General features: G+C 69.3%; 20 protein-coding genes. 15 read left to right on the top strand and 5 right to left on the bottom strand.

The annotated features are described in order from the left end of the window. Positions 1 to 2: 2 nt before the first annotated feature. From IE266_RS09840 to IE266_RS09790, 11 genes are all read left to right on the top strand, one after another. Positions 3 to 623 carry an LbetaH domain-containing protein gene (locus IE266_RS09840; protein WP_189679912.1) on the top strand — a complete coding sequence of 207 codons (621 nt, stop codon included), beginning with the start codon at positions 3 to 5 and terminating at the stop codon, positions 621 to 623. 107 nt (positions 624 to 730) lie between these two features. After that, positions 731 to 1,180 carry a phosphonate C-P lyase system protein PhnG gene (gene phnG / locus IE266_RS09835; RefSeq protein WP_189679911.1) on the top strand — a complete coding sequence of 150 codons (450 nt, stop codon included), beginning with the start codon at positions 731 to 733 and terminating at the stop codon, positions 1,178 to 1,180. Continuing rightward, a complete protein-coding gene (gene phnH, locus IE266_RS09830; RefSeq protein ID WP_189679910.1) occupies positions 1,177 to 1,746 on the top strand; it encodes a phosphonate C-P lyase system protein PhnH in 570 nt (189 codons plus the stop codon). Before phnG ends, phnH begins: the two co-directional genes overlap by 4 nt. Next, the gene (locus IE266_RS09825; RefSeq protein ID WP_189679909.1) at positions 1,746 to 2,834 is read left to right on the top strand and encodes a carbon-phosphorus lyase complex subunit; all 1,089 of its coding nucleotides are present in this window, start codon (positions 1,746 to 1,748) and stop codon (positions 2,832 to 2,834) included. The genes phnH and IE266_RS09825 overlap by 1 nt, the downstream gene beginning before the upstream one ends. Before the next feature lie 723 nt (positions 2,835 to 3,557). Next, a complete protein-coding gene (locus tag IE266_RS09820) occupies positions 3,558 to 3,896 on the top strand; it encodes an endonuclease domain-containing protein (RefSeq protein WP_189679908.1) in 339 nt (112 codons plus the stop codon). A gap of 39 nt (positions 3,897 to 3,935) precedes the next feature. Beyond that, complete coding sequence (locus IE266_RS09815) at positions 3,936 to 4,805, top strand: alpha-D-ribose 1-methylphosphonate 5-phosphate C-P-lyase PhnJ (RefSeq protein ID WP_189679907.1); 870 nt, start codon at positions 3,936 to 3,938, stop codon at positions 4,803 to 4,805. Next, positions 4,802 to 5,572: a phosphonate C-P lyase system protein PhnK gene (phnK, locus tag IE266_RS09810; RefSeq protein ID WP_189679906.1), complete on the top strand. Its 771-nt coding sequence runs from the start codon at positions 4,802 to 4,804 to the stop codon at positions 5,570 to 5,572. The genes IE266_RS09815 and phnK overlap by 4 nt, the downstream gene beginning before the upstream one ends. 1 nt (position 5,573) lies before the next feature. Beyond that, entirely contained in the window at positions 5,574 to 6,533 is a 960-nt protein-coding gene (locus IE266_RS09805; protein ID WP_189679905.1) for a magnesium transporter CorA family protein, read from the top strand. Then, positions 6,533 to 7,216, top strand: a complete 684-nt coding sequence (gene phnL / locus IE266_RS09800; RefSeq protein WP_189679904.1) for a phosphonate C-P lyase system protein PhnL — start codon at positions 6,533 to 6,535, stop codon at positions 7,214 to 7,216. Before IE266_RS09805 ends, phnL begins: the two co-directional genes overlap by 1 nt. Then, a complete protein-coding gene (gene phnN / locus IE266_RS09795; protein ID WP_189679903.1) occupies positions 7,213 to 7,764 on the top strand; it encodes a phosphonate metabolism protein/1,5-bisphosphokinase (PRPP-forming) PhnN in 552 nt (183 codons plus the stop codon). Before phnL ends, phnN begins: the two co-directional genes overlap by 4 nt. A 71-nt stretch (positions 7,765 to 7,835) precedes the next feature. Further along, positions 7,836 to 8,981, top strand: coding sequence for an alpha-D-ribose 1-methylphosphonate 5-triphosphate diphosphatase (locus tag IE266_RS09790; RefSeq protein WP_189679902.1), 1,146 nt, complete (start codon positions 7,836 to 7,838; stop codon positions 8,979 to 8,981). 161 nt (positions 8,982 to 9,142) lie between these two features. Here IE266_RS09790 and IE266_RS09785 read toward each other — a convergent pair whose 3' ends face one another. From IE266_RS09785 to IE266_RS09775, 3 genes are read right to left on the bottom strand one after another with little or no spacing between them, the layout of a single operon-like run. Beyond that, the gene (locus tag IE266_RS09785; RefSeq protein WP_189679901.1) at positions 9,143 to 10,273 is read right to left on the bottom strand and encodes an ABC transporter permease; all 1,131 of its coding nucleotides are present in this window, start codon (positions 10,271 to 10,273) and stop codon (positions 9,143 to 9,145) included. Then, complete coding sequence (locus tag IE266_RS09780; protein WP_229863991.1) at positions 10,270 to 11,193, bottom strand: ABC transporter ATP-binding protein; 924 nt, start codon at positions 11,191 to 11,193, stop codon at positions 10,270 to 10,272. Before IE266_RS09780 ends, IE266_RS09785 begins: the two co-directional genes overlap by 4 nt. Next, positions 11,190 to 12,140 carry an HlyD family secretion protein gene (locus IE266_RS09775; RefSeq protein WP_189679900.1) on the bottom strand — a complete coding sequence of 317 codons (951 nt, stop codon included), beginning with the start codon at positions 12,138 to 12,140 and terminating at the stop codon, positions 11,190 to 11,192. The genes IE266_RS09780 and IE266_RS09775 overlap by 4 nt, the downstream gene beginning before the upstream one ends. 183 nt (positions 12,141 to 12,323) lie before the next feature. Here IE266_RS09775 and IE266_RS09770 point away from each other — a divergent pair, with 183 nt between their 5' ends. The 4 genes from IE266_RS09770 to IE266_RS09755 all read left to right on the top strand — a co-directional run bounded on the left by IE266_RS09770 (position 12,324) and on the right by IE266_RS09755 (position 17,806). Further along, positions 12,324 to 13,211, top strand: a complete 888-nt coding sequence (locus IE266_RS09770) for a DNA adenine methylase (protein ID WP_189679899.1) — start codon at positions 12,324 to 12,326, stop codon at positions 13,209 to 13,211. Between the two features lie 417 nt (positions 13,212 to 13,628). Then, positions 13,629 to 14,264 (top strand): class I SAM-dependent methyltransferase, encoded by a 636-nt coding sequence (locus tag IE266_RS09765; RefSeq protein WP_189679898.1) that lies wholly within the window; start codon positions 13,629 to 13,631, stop codon positions 14,262 to 14,264. Between the two features lie 301 nt (positions 14,265 to 14,565). Continuing rightward, the gene (locus IE266_RS09760) at positions 14,566 to 15,717 is read left to right on the top strand and encodes a TAXI family TRAP transporter solute-binding subunit (RefSeq protein WP_229863989.1); all 1,152 of its coding nucleotides are present in this window, start codon (positions 14,566 to 14,568) and stop codon (positions 15,715 to 15,717) included. A 112-nt stretch (positions 15,718 to 15,829) separates the two neighbouring features. After that, complete coding sequence (locus IE266_RS09755; RefSeq protein WP_189679897.1) at positions 15,830 to 17,806, top strand: TRAP transporter permease; 1,977 nt, start codon at positions 15,830 to 15,832, stop codon at positions 17,804 to 17,806. A gap of 65 nt (positions 17,807 to 17,871) precedes the next feature. On the opposite strand, the gene IE266_RS09750 is transcribed toward IE266_RS09755, so the two are convergent. Next, the gene (locus tag IE266_RS09750) at positions 17,872 to 18,810 is read right to left on the bottom strand and encodes a ribokinase (protein ID WP_189679896.1); all 939 of its coding nucleotides are present in this window, start codon (positions 18,808 to 18,810) and stop codon (positions 17,872 to 17,874) included. Between the two features lie 72 nt (positions 18,811 to 18,882). Further along, positions 18,883 to 19,767 (bottom strand): formyltetrahydrofolate deformylase, encoded by an 885-nt coding sequence (gene purU / locus IE266_RS09745; protein WP_189679895.1) that lies wholly within the window; start codon positions 19,765 to 19,767, stop codon positions 18,883 to 18,885. Positions 19,768 to 19,795 lie beyond the last annotated feature (28 nt).

Here is a 19,795-nt window from a genome sequence, read left to right as displayed (position 1 = left end):
CCATGGCACGACTGCAAGCGGATGCGCCCTTCCTGCATCCCGACACGGAAATCACCGAGAGCCGGTTCGGCGCCTATGTCGAGATCGGCCGGGGGTCGCGCGTGGCCTGGTCGACGATTGGCGATTATTCCTACTGCGACCGCTATGCCGACATCGCCAATGCCGAGGTGGGCAAGTTCGCCAATATCGCCGCCTTCGTGCGGATCGGGCCGACCGATCACCCGATGCAGCAGGCGTCGCTGCATCATTTCCTCTACCGTTCGGCGGATTACTGGGACGATACCGAGCCCGATGCCGATTTCTTCGCGCACCGCCGCTCGCGCATCGCGCGGATCGGCCATGACACCTGGATCGGCCACGCGGCGGTGATCCGCCCCGAGGTCACGGTGGGCCATGGCGCCATTGTCGCCTCGGCGGCGGTGGTGACCAAGGATGTGGCCCCCTACCAGATCGTCGCGGGCATTCCGGCCCGGCCGATCCGCGACCGCTTTGCCCCCGAGATCGCCGAGCGCCTGATGGCGCTGGCCTGGTGGGACTGGGACCATGCCACCCTGCGCGCGCGGCTCGCGGACTTCCGCGCGCTGCCGATCGAGGCCTTCCTCGACCGCTACGAGGGCCTCTGAGCCCCGCAAACGTCATGAAAACTTCATGAAGCGGTTGTTGCGGGGCTTCGCTTGTCCGGGTATGATTTGTCTAGTTGTATAGTAATACCAACCGCGAAGGTGTCGAGATGACGAAGGATCCCGCGACGAGGGAAGGCTGGATGAGCCTGCTGGCCCGCGCCCCGGCGGCGCGGCTGGCAGCGCTGGTCGAGACGCTGGGGCCGCTGCCCGAACACGACTGGCTGCGCCGCCCCGAGACCGGCGGCGTGATGGTGCGCGGCCGGATGGGCGGCACCGGCGGGGCGTTCAACCTGGGCGAGATGACGGTGACGCGCTGCGCGCTGAAGCTCGCCGATGGCACGGTGGGCCATGCCTATGTGCAGGGGCGCGATGCCGCCCATGCGACGCGGGCGGCGCTGACGGACGCGCTGTTGCAGACCGGGCGGGCTGCCGAGGTGCAGGGTGCGGTGATCGGACCGCTGGCGCGCGAGGCCGCCGCACGGCGCAGCGCGCGGGCCGAGAAGGCCGCGGCGACCAAGGTGGAGTTCTTCACGATGGTGCGGGGAGAAGACGCATGAGCACGCATCTGACAGGCGGTTTCGACAACCCGCCGGTACAATCGGCGCTGGCCTTCCGGGCGGTGATGAACGCGCTGGCGCGGCCCGGCCGGATCGAAACGGTGGCGGGCGCCGCGGCCCCTGCCCCGGTCTCGCCGGCGGCGGCGGTGCTGCTGCTGACGCTCTGCGACGCCGAGACGCCGATCTTCCTCGCCGGGGCGCATGATTGCGCGGCGGTGCGGGACTGGCTGGCCTTCCATTGCGGCACCCCGGTGGTGACGCGGCGCGCCGAGGCGATGTTCGCCCTCGGGGGCTGGGAGGCGCTGGCGCCTATCGGAGAGTTCTCGGTCGGCGCGCCGGAATACCCAGACCGGGCGGCGACGCTGATCGTCGAGGTCGACGAACTGGAAGGCGCGGGGGCGCGGCTGACCGGGCCGGGGATCGCCGGCGAGGCGCGGCTTTCGCTGCCCGAGGTCGCGGCCTTCGCCGCCAACCATGCCCGCTTTCCGCTGGGCTTCGACAGCTTCCTGACCTGCGGCAGCCGGATCGCCGGCCTGCCCCGGTCGACCAGAGTGGAGACGGACTGATGTATGTCGCGGTCAAGGGTGGCGAACGCGCCATCGAGAACGCCCATGAATGGCTGGCCGAGGAACGGCGCGGCGACACCGGCATCGCCGAGCTCTCGGTCGCGCAGATCCGCGAACAGCTGAGCCTGGCGGTGAACCGGGTGATGGCCGAGGGGTCGCTCTACGACGCTGACCTGGCGGCGCTGGCGATCAAGCAGGCGCGCGGCGACCTGATCGAGGCGATCTTCCTGATCCGCGCCTATCGCACCACGCTGCCGCGCATCGGCCATTCGGTTCCGGTGGACACCGGGGCGATGGCCTGCGACCGGCGCATCTCGGCCACCTTCAAGGACCTGCCCGGCGGGCAGGTGCTGGGACCGACCTTCGACTATACCCACCGCCTGCTCGACTTCCGGCTGGCCGCCGAAGGGCTGGCCAGCGCGGCCCCTTGCGCCCCGGCGGCCGAGGCGCCGATGCCGCGGGTGACCGGGATGCTGGGGCGCGACGGGCTGATCCAGGAGGAGCATGACGACGGCGCCGCGCCGCGCGACATGACCCGTGCGCCGATGGAATACCCGGCGGGCCGCGACCTGCGGCTGCAGGCGCTGACGCGGGGCGACGAGGGCTTCGTGCTGGGCATGGCCTATTCCACCCAGCGCGGCTACGGGCGCAATCACCCCTTCGTCGGCGAGCTGCGCATCGGCGCGGTGCCGGTCGAGATGGAGATCCCCGAGCTGGGCTTCGCCATCGAGATCGGCGAGGTGGTGCTGACCGAATGCGAGACGGTGAACCAGTTCGCCGGGTCCAAGACCGAGCCGCCGCAGTTCACCCGCGGCTATGGGCTGGTCTTCGGCCAGACCGAGCGCAAGGCGATCTCGATGGCGCTGGTCGACCGGGCGCTGCGCTGGGAGGAACTGGGCGAGGACAATGTCGGCGCACCGGCGCAGGACGAGGAATTCGTGTTGAGCCATTCGGACAACATCCAGGCGACCGGCTTCCTCGAACACATCAAGCTGCCGCATTACGTCGACTTCCAGTCCGAGCTGGAGCTGGTCCGCAAGCTGCGCCGCGAGGCGGGGGCGGAGCAGATGCGGGAGGCGGCGGAGTGAGTGCGGTTCCCCTTGGCGCCGATGGTGCTTCGGTCGGGCGTTGCGCTGGTCCCCTCACCCTGACCCTCTCCCCCGAGGGGAGAGGGAATGGCGCTTTGGTCGGGCGGTGCGGCGGCCCCCTCACCCTGACCCTCTCCCCCGAGGGGAGAGGGGACGGCGCTTTGGTCGGGCGGTGCGGCGGCCCCCTCACCCTGACCCTCTCCCCCGAGGGGAGAGGGGACGGCGCTTTGGTCGGGCGGTGCGCTGGTCCCCTCACCCATCCCCTCTCCCCCGAGGGCAGAGGGGATGGCGCTTTGGTCGGGCGGTGTGCTGGCCCCCTCACCCTGGCCTTCTCCCCCGAGGGGAGAGGGGATGGCGCTTTGGTCGGGCGGTGCGGCGGCCCCCTCACCCTGGCCCTCTCCTCCGAGGGGAGAGGGAATGGCGCTTTGGTCGGGCGGTGCGGCGGCCCCCTCACCCTGCCCCTCTCCCCAGAGGGGAGAGGGAATGGCGCTTTGGTTCGGCAGTGTGTCGGCCCCCTCACCCTGGCCCTCTCCCCAGAGGGGAGAGGGGATGGCGCCTTGGTCGGGCGCGGTGCTGAAACCATTTCCCCGCCCCGCTCAGGGAGCCGGAGAAACGCCCACCACAATCGCAACAGGTCCCCTCTCCCCTCGGGGGAGAGGGTCAGGGTGAGGGGCACGCCCCCCTTAACCCATTCTTCACCATCGCGCACGCAGACTGCGCCCCATGCGCCAATCCGCACTCCAGACTTCTCGCGCCCGGCGGTTGCGCCGGGAGATGACCGCCGCCGAGCGCATCCTCTGGTACCAGCTGCGCGACCGGCGGCTCTGCGGGCTCAAGTTCCGCCGGCAGGTGCCTGTCGGCCCCTATATCGCGGACTTCCTCTGCCCCGAGCGGCGGCTGATCGTCGAGGCGGATGGCGGCGGTCATGGCGACTCCGCGACGGATGCCCTGCGCGATGTATGGCTCGCGCGGCATGGCTTTATCGTGCTGCGCCTCTGGAACAGCGACATTCTCGACAACCTTCCGGGCGTTCTGACGCGGATCGCCGAACGCGCCGCCTGACCGCTGCCGCCCGGACCGAAGCGCGGACCGGAGGCCGGCATGACTGACTACAACTTCGCCTATCTCGACGAACAGACCAAGCGGATGATCCGCCGGGCGATCCTCAAGGGGCTGGCGGTGCCCGGCTACCAGGTGCCCTTCGCCAGCCGCGAGATGCCGATGCCCTATGGCTGGGGCACCGGCGGGGTGCAGGTCTCGGCGGCGATCCTGGTGCCCGAGGACCGGTTCAAGGTGATCGACCAGGGCTCGGACGACACCACCAACGCGGTCTCGATACGCAAGTTCTTCGAGGCCACCGCCGGGGTCGCCACCACCACTCACACAACCGAGGCGACGGTGATCCAGACCCGCCACCGCATCCCCGAGACGGCGCTGACCGAAGGGCAGATCCTGGTCTACCAGGTGCCGATCCCCGAGCCGCTGCGCTTTCTCGAACCGCGCGAGGCGGAGACGCGGAAGATGCACGCGCTGGAGGAATACGGGCTGATGCACGTAAAGCTGTACGAGGACATCGCGCGGCACGGCCATATCGCCACCGCCTATGCCTATCCGGTGCTGGTTCAGGGGCGCTATGTGATGGATCCCTCGCCGATCCCGAAGTTCGACAACCCGCGGCTGGAAAGCGCGGCGATCCAGCTGTTCGGGGCCGGGCGCGAGCAGCGGATCTATGCCCTGCCACCGCATACCAGGGTGGTGAGCCTCGATTTCGAGGACCATCCCTTCGAGGCGAGCAAGGCCGACCACGCCTGCGGATTGTGCGGCGCCGGGGACACCTACCTCGACGAGGTCATCACCGACGACCGGGGGTCGCGCCTCTTCGCCTGTTCGGATACCGATTACTGCGAGGCCCGGCGCGCGGCCGGCCACGCCGGCGCAATGGCCGCCCCCTATGCGGAGACCCAGGCATGACCCCCCTCTTCTCGGTGCGCAACCTGACCAAGCGCTATGGCGCGCGGATCGGCTGTGCGGATGTGTCCTTCGACCTCTACCCCGGCGAGATCATGGGGATCGTGGGTGAATCCGGTTCGGGCAAGTCGACGCTGCTGAACTGCCTGGCCGGCCACCTTGACCCCGACGCGGGCCAGGTGCTGTTCGACACCCGCGACCGCGGGCTGATCGACACCGCCACCATGTCCGAGCCCGAGCGGCGGATGCTGGCGCGCACCGACTGGGCCTTTGTCCACCAGAACCCGCGCGACGGGCTGCGCATGGGCGTCAGCGCCGGCGGCAACGTGGGCGAGCGGCTGATGGCCGTGGGCGCGCGCAACTACGGCCAGATCCGCGAAAGCGCGATCGACTGGCTGGGCCGGGTCGAGATCGCCGCCGACCGGATCGACGACCGCCCGCGGGCCTTCTCGGGCGGCATGCAGCAGCGGTTGCAGATCGCCCGCAACCTGGTCACCGGGCCGCGCCTCGTCTTCATGGACGAGCCGACCGGCGGGCTGGACGTCAGCGTGCAGGCCCGCCTGCTCGACCTGCTGCGCACCTTGGTGCGGCGCATGGGCCTCTCGGCGGTGATCGTGACCCACGACCTTGCCGTGGTGCGCCTGCTGGCCGACCGGCTGATGGTGATGAAGAGCGGCCATGTCGTCGAACAGGGCCTGACCGACCAGGTGCTGGACGACCCGCAGCACGGCTATACCCAGCTGCTGGTCTCCTCGGTGCTGCAGGTCTGACATGCTCCACGCCTATGTCCCGCAGAACGGCCACCTGCTGCGCCTCGACCCAGAGGAGGGGCTGGAGCGCGCGCTCTGGATCGATCTCTACCGGCCGATGCCCGAACAGGTCGCGGCGATGGCGGCGCTTGGCGTCGCCGTGCCGACGCTGGCCGACATGGAAGAGATCGAGATTTCCAACCGGCTCTACCGCGAGGACGACCTCGAGGTGATGACCGTGGTGCTGCCGGGCCTTTCCGAACACAAGGAGGCGATGGCCGGGCCGGTGACCTTCATGCTCTCGCCCGCCCGGCTGGTGACGGTGCGCCACCACGCGCCGCGCCCCTTCGAGACCTTCCCCGACCGCGCCAACCGCGCGACGCTGAGCTGCACCTCGCCCGAGCGGGTCTTCCTCGGCCTGGTCGAGGAGATCGTCGGGCGGCTCGCCGACCTGATGGAGGGGATCGGCCGCAGCGTCGACCAGATCTCGGCCTCGGTCTTCCCAAGCGAGGGCCCGGCCACCGCCGAGGCGCTGCATGGCGCGCTGCATCGCGTCGGACGCGAGAGCGAACTGCTGTCGCGGATCCGCCTTGGGCTGCTGACCATCGAGCGGATGCTGTCCTATTTCGGCCAGACCATCGACGACCGGGGTGACGCCCATGCGCTGAGGGCCGCGGTGAAGGGCGAGATGCGCGACATCCAGGCACTGGGGGTGCATGCCGACTTCCTGTCGCAGCGGATCGCCATGGCGACCGATGCGACGCTGGGCATGATCAACCTGCAGCAGAACGCCACCGTGCGGGCGCTGTCAGTGGTCGCCGCCCTGTTCCTGCCGCCGACGCTGATCGCCTCGGCCTATGGCATGAACTTCCGGCTGATGCCGGAACTGGACTGGCCCTGGGGCTATCCCATGGCGATCGGGCTCATGGTGCTCTCGGCAGTGCTGAGCTGGCTTTATTTCAAATGGCGGAGATGGCTCTGATGATCGACGTCTCGGACGTATCCAAGCGTTTTGTCCTGCACAACCAGGGCGGAGCGGTAATCCCGGTGATCGAGGGGGCAAGCTTTTCGGTGCGCCCCGGCGAATGCGTGGCCTTGGTCGGCAGCAGCGGCGCCGGCAAGTCGACGCTGATGCGGATGATCCACGGCAACTACCTGGCCGCCTCGGGCAGCATACGCGTCGGAGGGACCGACGTGGCCCGCGCCGAACCGCGCGAGATCCTGAAGCTGCGGCGCGAGGTGCTGGGCTATGTCAGCCAGTTCCTGCGCGTGGTGCCGCGGGTGCCGACCATCGACGTGGTGGCCGAACCGCTGACCACGCTGGGCGTCGACCCCGACGCGGCGCGGGCGCGCGCCGCGGCGCTGCTGGCCCGGCTCAATATCCCCGAGCCGCTCTGGGCGCTGTCGCCCACCACCTTCTCGGGCGGCGAGCAGCAGCGCGTGAACATCGCGCGCGGCTTCGTGCATGACTATCCGGCGCTGCTGCTGGACGAGCCGACGGCGAGCCTGGATGCCACCAACCGCGCGGTGGTGCTCGACCTGATCCGGGCGGCCAAGGCGCGCGGGGCGGCGATTGTCGGGATCTTCCACGACGAGGCCGCGCGCGAGGCGGTCTGCGACCGCGAGATCGACGTCACCGGCTTCGCCGCAAGGCGGGCGGCATGAGCGGACGGCTGTTTGCGGTGGTCGGGCCCTCGGGGTCGGGCAAGGACACGCTGATCGCGGCCATCGCGCAGGCGCGGCCCGACCTGCACATCGTGCGCCGGGTCATCACCCGGCCGAGCGCGGCGGGCGGCGAACCCTTCGAGGGCGTTACCCCCGCCGAGTTCGAGCGCCGCCGTGCGGCGGGCGCCTTCCTGTTCGACTGGCAGGCCCATGGCCTCAGCTACGGCATTCCCGCCGACCTCGCCCGCGTGCTGGCGACCGGGCGCGACGCGCTGTTCAACGGCTCGCGCGCGATGCTGGCCGAGGCGGCGGCGAAGGTGCCCGCGCTGCATATCCTGCATGTTACCGCCCGCCCCGAGGTGCTGGCCGCACGGCTCGCCGCGCGCGGCCGGGAAACCCCCGAGGACATCGCCCGCCGCCTGGCGCGCGCGCCCGCGCCGCTGCCGCCGGGGGTGCCCGTCACCGAGATCGACAATTCCGGCGCGCTGGGCGATGCCCTGCACCGCGCGCTCTCCGCCCTGGCCGCCGAAGGAGCCGCCGCGTCATGACCATGCTCGCCCAACCGTCACACCCCCGTCACACCGCTCTGGCAGTGCCGCAGCGGAAACCGGGGACATCCATGACCGAAACCGTTCTGACCAATGCCAACATCGTGCTCGGCGACGAAGTCGTGCGCGGCTCGCTCTGCTTCGACGAGGGGCGTATCTGCGCCATCGACGCCGGCAGCACCGCCCTGCCCCGCGCCATCGACTGCGAGGGCGATTTCCTGATCCCCGGCCTGATCGAGCTGCATACCGACAACCTCGAACGCCACATCCAGCCGCGCCCCGGCGTCGACTGGCCGCATGACGCGGCGATCCTGGCGCATGACGGCGAACTGGCCTCGACCGGCATCACCACGGTCTTCGACGCGCTGCGGGTCGGCTCGGTGCTTTCGGGCAAGAAGGCCACAGATTACCGCAGATATGCCCGCCCGCTGGCCTCCGAGATCCTCGACATGCGGGCGCGCGGCGCGCTGCGGATCAGCCACTTCCTGCACCTGCGGGCCGAGGTCTGCTCGGAGACGCTGCTCGAGGAACTCGACGAGTTCACCGAGAGCGACCGCGTCGGCATCGTCTCGATCATGGACCACACGCCGGGCCAGCGGCAGTTCCGCGACCTCGACAAGCTGCGCCAGTATGTCTGCGGCAAGCATGGCGTCTCGGAGGAGGGCTTCCTCGAACATGTCGCCAGCCAGCAGGCGCTGAGCGAGCGGGTCCGCCTGCCGCACGAGGCCGGCGCAGTGGCCCATGCGATCCGCCTGGGCGCGGTCCTGGCCAGCCATGACGACACCACCGCCGAGCAGGTCCGAACCAGCGCAGAATACGGCATCCGCCTCGCCGAGTTCCCGACCACCGTCGAGGCGGCACGCGCCTGCCACGACGCGGGGATCGCCGTGATGATGGGCGCGCCGAACCTGATCCGGGGCGGCTCGCATTCCGGCAATGTCGCGGCCGAGGACCTGGCGCGGCTCGGGCTGCTCGACCTGCTCTCCTCCGACTACGTTCCGGGCGCGCTGCTGCGCGCCGCCTTCCGCCTGGCCGAGGTACTGGGCGACCTGCCCCGTGCCGTGGCCACGGTGACCGCCAGCCCGGCCGATGCCACCGGGCTGGGCGATCGCGGGCGTATCCTGCCGGGGCTGCGCGCCGACCTGGTGCGGGTCCGGCTTGGCGGCGACCTGCCGATGGTGCGCAACGTCTGGTCGCACGGCCGCCTGGTGGGCTGAGGAACCGCCGGGCCTGGCGCGCGCCTGCTGGCTTCTTCTCTTCAAAAATACTCCCCTTCGACAGTACCACCTGGCGCCCGCTCCGGGGCCTGGCGCGTTCAGGGGGGTCCGGGGGGCAGCGCCCCCCGGCGGGCGCCGCGCGCAGGCGCGGCGAAACCGCTTCAGTCCAGCGTGCGGCGGAAGCGCAGCAGCGAGAGCAGCGCCAGCACCACCACGAAGACGCCCAGCGCCACGAACGAACCGGCGACCGTGGGCCAGTCCGCGCCCTTCAGCATGATCGCGCGGATCAGCCGCAGGAAATGGGTGAGCGGCAGCACCTCGCCCAGGTATTGCGCCCAGAGCGGCATGCCGCGGAATGGGAACATGAAGCCCGAGAGCAGCAGCGAGGGCAGGAAGAAGAAGAAGGTCAGCTGCATCGCCTGCATCTGGGTGCGCGCCACCGTCGAGATGAGATAGCCCAGGATCACCAGCGCGAAGACGAAGACGAAGACCCCGGCGAGCAGCAGCCCCAGGCTGCCGACGAAGGGGATGGTGAAGACCACCTTGGCCGCCACCAGCACCACCGCCACCTGCACGGCGCCGATGCCGAGGTAGGGCACCACCTTGCCCAGCATGATCTCCAGCGGCGTCGCCGGCATCGAGAGCAGATTCTCCATCGTGCCGCGCTCGATCTCGCGGGTCAGCGCCATGGCGGTCATCATCACCATGGTCAGCTGCAGGATCACCCCGAGCAGGCCCGGCACGATGTTGTATTGCGTGATGCCTTCGGGGTTGTAGCGGCGGTGCACGATGATCGAGGGCGCGGTCGACGCGTCCTGCAGGTGGTCGAGCCCCGCCTCGCGGCTGAGCGCCGCCGCCGCCACCGTGTTCAGCGTCGAGATCGCGCCCGAGGCGACCGAGGGATCGGTGGCATCGGCCTCGATCAGCAGGGTGGCGTGGTCGTTGCGCTCGATCCGGCGGCCGAAGTCCGAGGGCACCGTCACCGCGAAGGCGACGTCGCCGCGGGCGATCATCGCCTCGGCCTCGGCCGCCGTCGCGTCGGGGGCGATGAAGCGGTAGTAGCCGGTCAGCTCCAGCGCCGTGACCATGGCGCGGGTGAAGCGGTCCTGCGTCGGCGCGACCAGCGCGGCGGGCAGCGCCTTGGGGTCGGTGTTGATGGCGAAACCGAACAGCATGAGCTGCAAGAGCGGGATGCCGATCATCATGCCGAAGGTCAGCCGGTCGCGGCGCATCTGGATCGATTCCTTGACCAGCAGCGCGCGCAGGCGGCGGAAGGAGAAGATGCCGTTCATGCCATGTTGTCCCGGCTCTCGGCCATCAGCTGGATGAAGACATCCTCGAGGCTGGTCTCGGCGGGGGCCGCGGTGGTGCCGGTGCGGCGGGCGACCTCGTCGACGGTGCGGCGCAGCGCCTCGGCGTCGCGGCCCACCACGTGCAGCGTGGTGCCGAAGGGCGCGACCTGGTCGACGCCGGGCGCGCCGCGCAGCTGCCGCGCGGCCTCGGCCGTGTCCGCGCCGGTGATGATCAGCGTGGTCAGCCCGGCGTCGCGCACCACCTCGGCCACGGCGCCTGTCGCCACCAGCCGGCCGTAGGAGATATAGCCGATGCGGTGGCAACGCTCGGCCTCGTCCATGTAATGGGTCGAGACCAGCACCGTCAGCCCGCCTGTGGCGCGGGCGTGGATCTCGTCCCAGAACTCGCGCCGCGCCTTGGGGTCGACCCCGGCTGTCGGCTCGTCGAGGATCAGCAGGTCGGGGTGGTGCATGATGCAGGCCGCCAGCGCGAGGCGCTGCTTCCAGCCGCCCGAGAGCGAGCCGGCCAGCTGTCTGCGGCGCGAGGTGAGGCCGAGGTCTTCCAGCGTGTCAGCGACCACGCGGCGCACATCGGCCATGCCGTAGAGGCCGGCGACGAAACGCAGGTTCTCCTCGATCGAGAGGTCCTCGTAGAAGGAGAATTTCTGCGTCATGTAGCCGACCCGGCGCTTGATCGCGCGGCGGTCGCGGCGGATGTCGAGGCCCAGCACCCGCCCGTCGCCGCTGTCGGGTTCGAGCAGGCCGCACATCAGCCGGATCGTCGTGGTCTTGCCCGAGCCGTTGGGGCCGAGAAAGCCCATGATCTCGCCCCGGGCCACGTCCATGCTGACGTGGTCCACCACGGTCTTGTCGCCGAAGCTCTTGGTGAGGTCGTGCACCGAGATGGCGGGCTCGGTCACTTCGCACCGTCCGGCAGGGCGACATCGACGATCTGGCCCGGCTTGAGCGGGGTGTCACCGGCTGGCCGCGCCTCGACAAGGTAGACCAGCTTCTGGCGGTTCTCGAGCGAGTAGATCACCGGCGGGGTGAACTCGGGTTCGTCGGAGATATAGGTGATGCGCGCCGCCAGCCCCGGCGGGCAGCCGTCGCAGGCGACGTTCAGCCTGTCCCCCACGGCGACGCGGGCGATGGCGGTTTCGGGGACGTAGAGGCGCAGCTTGACCGCGCCGTCTTCCAGCACCGAGAGCACCGGCGCGGTCGGCCCGGCGATCTCGCCCGCGTTGCGGATCACGTCGAAGACGGTCACCGGGGCCGCCAGCGTCAGCGTGCGCTGCTCGTCGTTCCAGAGCGCGCGCGAGAGCGCCGCCTCAGCCGCCGTCACCTGCGCCTCGGCCTGGGCGATGGCCTGCGGGCGGGCCGGCAGCCGCGCCACCGCCAGCTCCGCCTCGGTCTGGGCGACGCGGGCGGCGGCGATCTGGGCCGCCGTCACCGTCTCGTCGCGCTGGGATTCGGTGGCAGCGCCACGGGTGGCGAGGCTGGAGATGCGGTCGCGGGTGCGGTTGGCCTCGGCCAGTTCGGCGCGGGCCGAGTTGAGGTTGGCCTCGATCACCGCGATCTCCTCGGGGCGCTTGCCCTCGCGCAGGTCGGCCAGGTGCGCCTGTGCCTCGGCGAGATGGGCGCGGGCCTCGGCCACGGCGATCCCGGTGTCGCGCCGCTCCATCTCGACCAGCAGGCCGCCGGCCTCGACCCGGTCGCCGCGCGCCACCGCCACCTGGCGCACCTGCGCCACGGCGACGGGGGCGACCAGGGTGAACTCGCCCTCGACATAGCCGGTGGCGAAGGGGCCTGGCCCGGCGCAGGCCGAGAACAGCGCCGCCGCCAGGGGAAGGGAGCAGAGAGTGACCATGAGCGCCGCCGTTTCCCGATGCCGTATCCGCGCCGGGGCTGGCCCGGCCCCGACAGGCTAAGGGCGCGGCGGGCGGCTGACAATGACCTGAACGCCGCGGGCCCGGCCAGAAACGCCTTGGATTTGCAGCCCCGCGCTGGCAAGACTGGCACCCATAGCGTGCAGGAAGGCCGAAATACCCAGATGCAGTATGCCTTGCCCAGGGAAGACGAAGCTGCGGCGCGCGCCCCCGTCGCGCCCTACAAGACGCAGCTGCTGAAATGGGTGGGCACGAAGCAGAAGTTCGCGCATGAGATCATCGCGCATCTGCCGGCGCGTTTCGGCACCTACCACGAGCCCTTTATCGGCGCCGGCGGCGTGATCGCCACCCTGGCGCCCGAAAGGGCGCTGGGGTCGGACATCTTCGCGCCGCTGGTCGAGATCTGGCAGACCCTCTCGGCCGATCCCGAGCGGCTGAAGCGCTGGTATGCCGAGCGCTGGGCGCTTTACCACGCCGGCGACCGGGTCGAGCAATACGAGAAGATCAAGGCCGCCTACAACGCCGGGCCGAACGGGGCCGACCTGCTGTTCCTTTGTCGCGCCTGCTATGGTGGCGTGGTGCGCTTCCGCAAGTCCGATGGCCATATGTCCACCCCCTGCGGCCCCCATGCGCCGATCCGCCCCGAGGCCTTTGCCCGGCGGGTCGACCAATGGGCGCAGCGCCTGAAGGGCGCTCGGTTCGAACGGCTCGACTATCGCGAGGCGATGGCGCGGGCGCGGCCCGGCGACGTGGTCTATTGCGACCCGCCCTATGCCTTCTCGCAGACCATCCTCTACGGCGCGCAGGGCTTCAGCCTGGCCGAGCTCTTCGAGGCCATCGCGGATTGCAAGGCGCGCGGCGTGGCGGTGGCGCTGAGCATCGACGGCACCAAGAAATCGGGGCAGCTCTATTGCGACATCGCCCTGCCCGAGGGGCTTTTCGAGCGCGAGCTACTGGTGAATGTCGGCCGCTCGATGCTGCGCCGGTTCCAGATGGGCGGCCAGACGCTGGAGGCCGAAGAGGTGCGCGACCGGCTGCTGCTGACCTACTGAGGCCGGGCGCGGGCAGAAGTGGCGAAAAGTTGCCGCACCCTGCCCCATTCGTTTGCAATCCTGATACGTAAACTGTGCAACTTGGGAGCGAAGATGGCCCGCGCCGTTGACGTGCGCGCGAGTCTCCCTTACGTCAGCAATGCGATTCCGACGCTTTGTCCATCAATCGCGACACGACCCAGTCACGGAAGGTCTTATTCTTGCCCGACCTGACCCTGCCAAGCGCGGTTTTCTTCCCGCCTTGCCACCCGACCCTCAGGCGCCCCGATCGGGCGTTCGGCGGCTTTTCCGGCAGCATGTCCGGCCAATCCGCGCCTCTCCCGCAGATCGAACAACAGGCTTCAGGTCTCTGAAGCAGGACAAGACCAAACCAAGGATCGGCAGCCCGACGCCGACACGAAGAGGAAAGTCAGACACTTGGAAATCGCGGCAATCAAGAATTCCTACAAGTACTGGGCCCCGGTCTACGATTACACCTTCGGGGCGATCACCCGCGCGGGGCGCCGGTGGGCGGTGGACTATATCAACGGCCGGTCGGGCCGGGTGCTGGAGATCGGTGTCGGCACCGGGCTGTCGCTGCATCGCTATGGCAGCCATCTCGACATCACCGGGATCGACGTCTCGTCGGACATGCTCGACAAGGCGCGCCAGAAGGTGGCCGAGAAGGGGCTGACCCATGTCACCCGGATCAGCGAGATGGACGCGCGCAGCCTGGCGTTTCCGGACAACCATTTCGACACCGTGGTGGCGATGCACCTGGTCTCGGTGGTGCCGGAGCCCGAGAAGGTGCTGGCCGAGATGGCGCGGGTCTGCAAGCCCGGCGGCGAGATCCTGATCGTCAACCATTTCGCCCGCAGCGAGGGCTTCCTGGCCGCGCTGGAGCGGCTGTTCGCTCCGCTGGCGAACGTGATCGGCTGGCACTCGGACTTCGAGATGGAGAAGGTGACCGGGGTCAGCTCGCTGGAGGTCACCGCGGTGAAGTCGATTCCCCCCTTCGGCATGTTCACCTTCCTGCGCCAGCGCAAGCGCGGCGCGGATGCGGTCGCGGCCTGAACGGGTCATGAGATTGACCGGTGGCGGGATGACCGCCGCCGGCTTTGGCTGACGGGCGCCCTGCGGGGCGCCGCGCCCTTGCTTCCTTGAGATAACGGCACTCCGGACCCGATCCGCGCGGGATGCGGCGCTGCGTCGGAATGTCCCCGTACACGCAAGCTTTAGCTTCGCGGCCGGGTTACGTCTTGACATTGACCTCGCACGCCTGATGATCGCAGTGCGAAATGAATTTCCGCAAAAACAGGAAGAACGTCACCGGAGGGGGAGCTCCGGTCCGTATCGCGACAAGGGAGGAAACCAGATGAAACCCAAGAAATTCATGTGCTTGCTGGCAAGCGTGGCGGTCATGACCGCGGGTCCGGCACTGGCGCAGAGCACGACGGCAGAGCTGCCCAAGCAACTGTCCTGGACCGCTTATGACACCGGCTCGGCGGGCTACAATCAGGCCGTGGCGATCGGCGCGGCGCTGCAGGATACGGTCGGCGTGAACCTGCGGGTGCTGCCCGGCAAGAACGACGTCTCGCGCACCGAACCGCTGCGCCAGGGCAAGGTCGATTTCTCGGCCACCGGCGTCGGCGGCAGCTTCATGGCGCAGGAAGGCGCCTTCGAGTTCGGCGCCGAGAACTGGGGACCTCAGCCGATTCGGGTGCTGCTCGCCAACAACGGTGGCGCGATCAACCTGGCGGTCGGCGTCGCGGCGGACCTCGGGATCAAGGAATACGCCGATCTCAAGGGCAAGCGCGTGGCCTGGATCGTCGGCGCGCCGGCGCTGAACGTGAACACGGGCGCCTATCTCGCCTATGGCGGGCTGACCTGGGACGATGTCGAGCGGGTCGAGTTCGGCGGCTTCGGTGCGTCCTGGAAGGGGCTGATCGAGAACCAGGTCGACGCGGTCTTTGCCTCGACCAACTCGGGCATGGCCTATGAGGCGGCATCGAGCCCGCGCGGGCTGTTCTGGCCGCCGGTCGACCCGGAGAATGCCGAGGGGCTGAAGCGGATGCAGGCAATTGCGCCCTTCTTCGTGCCGAACAAGGCAAAGGTCGGGGCCACCATCGACGGCACCGACGGCTACCAGGGTGCGGGCTATGCCTATCCGGTGCTGGTGGGGACCGACACCACCGATACCGACCTGACCTACAACATGACCAAGGCGATGGTCGAACTGTTCGACGCCTACAACGGCAAGGCGCCGGGCATCGGCGGCTGGGCGCTGGACAAGCAGGACATGACCTGGGTGGTGCCCTACCACGATGGGGCGATCCGCTACTTCAAGGAAGCCGGCATCTGGAACGACGAGGCGCAGGCCCATAACGACAGGCTGATCGCACGGCAGGCCGCGCTGAAGGCCGCCTGGGATGAACTGAAGGCCGAGAAGCCGGCGAACTGGGAAGAGGCCTGGGCCGAGAAGCGCCGCGCCGCGCTGGCCGCGGGCGGGTTCGAGGTGGTCTTCTGATCTGAACCCCGACCTTTGCCGCGCCCCGTGACCACGCGGGGCGCGGCCCTGTCCGGCCCTGCGCCGGACCAATCACATCATAAAAATCTATCCTCGACAGGGAGGTGATGCCATGAGCCAGCAGCAGTTCGAAGCCGCAGCGGTGGATGGGTCGTCGGTCAGTGAACGTATCGGCGGAATGCAACGGGTCGCGGTAATCGCGGCAACGGTCTTCGGCCTCGTGCTGGTCGTGCATCAATTGTTCAATCTCCGCGTCGGCGGTCTAGTGCTGATCGAGGGCCGCTATCTCGCCCTTTTGGGCGGGCTGTTCATGGCGGTGGCCTTCCTCACCTTCCGGATCAACGGATCGAAGGAGGGCGCGCCCTCGGTGCTGGACTGGGTGCTGGCGGGTATCGCGCTTTGCGCCACCGGCTACCTGGTGGCGACGGCGCAGCGGAACCTGTCGGAAGGCTGGGAATATGCCGCGCCGGAGACCGCGCGCTATGTCGCCTATGTCTTCTTCGCGCTGGTGCTGGAGGCGACGCGCCGGGCCGGCGGGCTGGTGCTGTTCCTGATCGTGACGCTGTTTGCCTTCTACCCGACCTTCGCGGGCCATGTGCCCGACCCCTTCTCGGGCTTCCAGAGCAGCCTGAGCGATGCGCTGGCCTATCACGTCTATTCCTCGGAAGCCTCGTTCGGGATCCCGATGAAGGCCTTCGGCGGCGTGGTGATCGGCTTCATCCTGTTCGGCGCGGTACTTCAACGCACCGGCGGCGGGCAGTTCTTCAACGATCTCGCGCTGTCGATGGTGGGCGGCTATCGCGGCGGGGCGGCCAAAGTGTCGATCTTCGCCTCGGGCTTCATGGGGTCGATGTCGGGATCGGTGATCTCGAACGTGCTGACCACCGGCGCGGTCTCGATCCCGGCGATGAAGCGCACCGGCTTCTCGGCCCGCACCGCCGCCGCGACCGAGGCCTGCGCCTCGACCGGCGGGGTGCTGATGCCGCCGATCATGGGGGCCACGGCCTTTGTCATGGCCTCGTTCCTGTCGCGGCCCTATATCGAGATCGCACTGGCTGCCGCCATTCCGTCGCTGCTGTTCTACTTCGGGCTCTTCGCGCAGATCGACAGCTATTCGGCGCGGCGCGGCCTCAAGGGGCTGGCCCGTGTCGACCTGCCTAGCCTGCGCGGCACCCTTCGCGACGGCTGGCTCTATATCGGCGTCTTTGCCGTGCTGATCTTCATGCTGGTGGTGCTGCGCCGCGAGACCTCGGCCCCCTTCGTCGCCACCGCCCTGCTGCTGGTGGTGAACCAGATCCTGCCGGCGCACCGGCTGACGCTGTCGCGGCTGGGCGACATGATCGTGGGAGTCGGCCAGGGCCTGGCCGAGCTGGTGGCGATCCTGCTGGGCGTGGGGCTGATCGTCGGGTCGTTCTCGGCCACGGGGCTGGCGGGCACGCTGGTGAACGAGCTGGTCTTCCTTGCCGGCGACAATACCTTCGTGCTGCTGCTGATGGGCGCGCTGACGGCCTTCATCTTCGGCATGGGGATGACGGTCACCGCCTGCTACATCTTCCTGGCGGTGGTGCTGGCCCCGGCGCTGGAACAGGGAGGGCTGAACCAGCTCGCGGTGCACCTGTTCATCCTCTACTGGGGCATGGTGAGCTTCATCACCCCGCCCGTGGCGCTGGGCGCCTTTGCCGCCGCCGCCATGGCCGGCGAGAATGCGATCAAGGTGGGGCTCGAAGCGATGCGGCTGGGCGGCGTCATCTATATCGCGCCCTTCTTCTTCGTGCTGAACCCGGCGCTGATCGGACAGGCCCCGGCGGCGGAGGTCGTGGTGGCGCTGGTCTCGGCGCTGACCGGGGTCGCGCTGATCAGCATGGCGCTGCAGGGCTATGTCAGCCTGCTCGGCCCCCTGCCCTCGGGTCTTGCCGGGATCGGGCTGCGGGTGCTGCTGTTCTTCGGCGGGCTGATGTTCGCGATGCCGCATTCCGACAAGCTGGGCGGGCTGGGCTATCTGGAGACCGCCGCGCTGGGCCTCGCGCTCGCGGCGCTGCCGCTGGGGCTGGCCTACCTGGCCGGGAAGCGCGCGGCGCGCCCGGCCTGAGCGCGGGTTTCGGGCGTGGCGCCGGGGCCTTACTGCGGGTTGCGGTCCTGCGCGTTTCGATACGCTCAGGCGGTCGCGCTTCTGCCCGCAAGCAGCGCGTCGATCTCCTCGGCGCGCGGCATGGCCGATTGCGCGCCGACCTTGCGGCAGGTCAGCGCGGCGGCGGCGACCGCGCGCTGCAGCGCGGCCTCGTCGGACAGCCCCTCGGCCAGTCCCGCCGCATAGGCACCGACAAAGGTGTCGCCCGCGCCGGTGGTGTCGACCACGTCGACCGGGATCGCCGGCAGGGTCAGGACATCGCCGCCGGGCAGGCCACGGCAGACCCCCTCGGCCCCGAGCGTGGCGATGATCCGGCAGCCGATGCGCGCCGCCAGCGCGGCGACGGCGGCGGGGATGCTGTCGCCCGCCGTGAGGCCCAGCGCGGTGCAGGCCAGCGCCAGTTCGTGTTCGTTCACCACCAGGATATCGACCTGGCCGAGCAGGTCGGCCATGGCCTCGGCCGATGCGCCCTCGGGCGCGGGGGCGAGGTTGAGCAGGACGGTGCAGCCGGCGGCCCTTGCGATCGTGGCCGCCTTGGCCACCTCGTCGAAGGGCACCTCCATCTGCATCACCAGGAGATCGCCGGGCCCGCCATAGGCCGGCGCATCCGCCTGCAGGCGCGCATTCGCCCCCGCCGCGACGGTGATGCTGTTCTCGCCGGTATCGTCCAGCAGGATCACCGCGCGGCCGGTCGGATCGGCCACCGTGCGGATGCCGGAGACGTCAATGCCCTCGGCCTCCATCGCGGCGCGGATCACCGGCCCGAAGGGATCGTCGCCCACCGCCCCGTGCATCGCAACGCCCCCCGGCCGGCCCAGCGCGCGCGCCGCGGCCACCGCCTGGTTCGCGCCCTTGCCGCCGTGAAGGGTCAGCGACTCGTCGGCCATCACGGTTTCGCCCGGCCCTGGCATCCGCCGCATCCGGAAGACGAAATCGACATTGATGGAGCCGAAGACATGGATCACGGCGTGCTCTCCCGAATGGTCGTCACGCCGTGATAGCCGGGCCGGCCCCGCGCTGCCAAGCCCGCGTTGGCCTCAGCCCATGCGTTCCGAGGCGTAGGCGCCGGGCGAGGCCGGGAAGACCACCGTCTTGTTGCCGTTCAGGAAGACCCGGTGATGGGCATGGGCATGGATCGCCCGCGCCAGCACCTGCGCCTCGACGTCGCGGCCCAGCGAGACATAGTCATCCGAGCTTTGCGCATGGGTGATGCGCACGGTGTCCTGCTCGATGATCGGGCCTTCGTCGAGGTCGGCGGTGACGTAATGCGAGGTCGCGCCGATCAGCTTCACGCCGCGTTCGAAGGCCTGCTTGTAGGGGTTCGCGCCCTTGAACGAGGGCAGGAAGGAGTGGTGGATGTTGATGATCCGCCCCGACATCTTCTGGCACAGCTCGTCCGAGAGGATCTGCATGTAGCGCGCCAGCACCACCAATTCGGCGCCGGCCTCTTCGACCACCCGCATGATGGCGGCCTCGGCCTCGGGCTTGTTCGCCTTCGTGACCTTGATGCAGTGGAAGGGGATGTCGTGGTTCACCACCACCTTCTGGTAGTCCATGTGGTTCGAGATCACCGCCACGATCTCGATCGGCAGCGCGCCGATGCGCCAGCGGTAGAGCAGGTCGTTCAGGCAGTGGCCGAAGCGGCTGACCATGACGACGACCTTCATCTTGGCGGCTTCGTCGTGGAAGCCGAAGGTCATGTCGAAGGGCTCGGCGACGGCGGCGAAGCCCTTCTCCAGCACGTCCAGCGCGACGCCCTGTTCGGACAGGAAGCTGATGCGCATGAAGAACTGGCCGGTGTTGATATCGTCGAACTGCGAGCTGTCGACGATGTTGCAGCCCTTGTCCGCGAGAAAGCCGGCGATGGCGGCAACGATGCCGCGCTTGGTGGGGCAGGCCACGGTCAGGCAGTATTTGTTCATAACGGTCCCTTTCAGGGGCTTCGGTTCA

Origin of the sequence: Seohaeicola zhoushanensis (genome assembly GCF_014656415.1) — a bacterium.
GTDB lineage: Bacteria > Pseudomonadota > Alphaproteobacteria > Rhodobacterales > Rhodobacteraceae > Seohaeicola_A > Seohaeicola_A zhoushanensis.
The sequence above is the reverse complement of the archived record's forward strand: the minus strand, read 5'-3'. Positions and strand labels throughout refer to the sequence as shown.

What these genes read in the sequence shown, in the direction of transcription:
- phnL (WP_189679904.1), top strand. Translation starts at nt 6,533, where the DNA reads ATGATCGACGTCTCGGACGTATCCAAGCGTTTTGTCCTGCACAACCAG.
- IE266_RS09825 (WP_189679909.1), top strand. Translation starts at nt 1,746, where the DNA reads ATGTATGTCGCGGTCAAGGGTGGCGAACGCGCCATCGAGAACGCCCAT.
- IE266_RS09805 (WP_189679905.1), top strand. Translation starts at nt 5,574, where the DNA reads ATGCTCCACGCCTATGTCCCGCAGAACGGCCACCTGCTGCGCCTCGAC.
- IE266_RS09775 (WP_189679900.1), bottom strand. Translation starts at nt 12,140, where the DNA reads ATGGTCACTCTCTGCTCCCTTCCCCTGGCGGCGGCGCTGTTCTCGGCC.
- IE266_RS09760 (WP_229863989.1), top strand. Translation starts at nt 14,566, where the DNA reads ATGAAACCCAAGAAATTCATGTGCTTGCTGGCAAGCGTGGCGGTCATG.
- purU (WP_189679895.1), bottom strand. Translation starts at nt 19,767, where the DNA reads ATGAACAAATACTGCCTGACCGTGGCCTGCCCCACCAAGCGCGGCATC.
- IE266_RS09820 (WP_189679908.1), top strand. Translation starts at nt 3,558, where the DNA reads ATGCGCCAATCCGCACTCCAGACTTCTCGCGCCCGGCGGTTGCGCCGG.
- IE266_RS09770 (WP_189679899.1), top strand. Translation starts at nt 12,324, where the DNA reads ATGCAGTATGCCTTGCCCAGGGAAGACGAAGCTGCGGCGCGCGCCCCC.
- IE266_RS09785 (WP_189679901.1), bottom strand. Translation starts at nt 10,273, where the DNA reads ATGAACGGCATCTTCTCCTTCCGCCGCCTGCGCGCGCTGCTGGTCAAG.
- IE266_RS09790 (WP_189679902.1), top strand. Translation starts at nt 7,836, where the DNA reads ATGACCGAAACCGTTCTGACCAATGCCAACATCGTGCTCGGCGACGAA.
- phnH (WP_189679910.1), top strand. Translation starts at nt 1,177, where the DNA reads ATGAGCACGCATCTGACAGGCGGTTTCGACAACCCGCCGGTACAATCG.
- IE266_RS09755 (WP_189679897.1), top strand. Translation starts at nt 15,830, where the DNA reads ATGAGCCAGCAGCAGTTCGAAGCCGCAGCGGTGGATGGGTCGTCGGTC.
- phnG (WP_189679911.1), top strand. Translation starts at nt 731, where the DNA reads ATGACGAAGGATCCCGCGACGAGGGAAGGCTGGATGAGCCTGCTGGCC.
- IE266_RS09840 (WP_189679912.1), top strand. Translation starts at nt 3, where the DNA reads ATGGCACGACTGCAAGCGGATGCGCCCTTCCTGCATCCCGACACGGAA.
- IE266_RS09815 (WP_189679907.1), top strand. Translation starts at nt 3,936, where the DNA reads ATGACTGACTACAACTTCGCCTATCTCGACGAACAGACCAAGCGGATG.
- phnK (WP_189679906.1), top strand. Translation starts at nt 4,802, where the DNA reads ATGACCCCCCTCTTCTCGGTGCGCAACCTGACCAAGCGCTATGGCGCG.
- phnN (WP_189679903.1), top strand. Translation starts at nt 7,213, where the DNA reads ATGAGCGGACGGCTGTTTGCGGTGGTCGGGCCCTCGGGGTCGGGCAAG.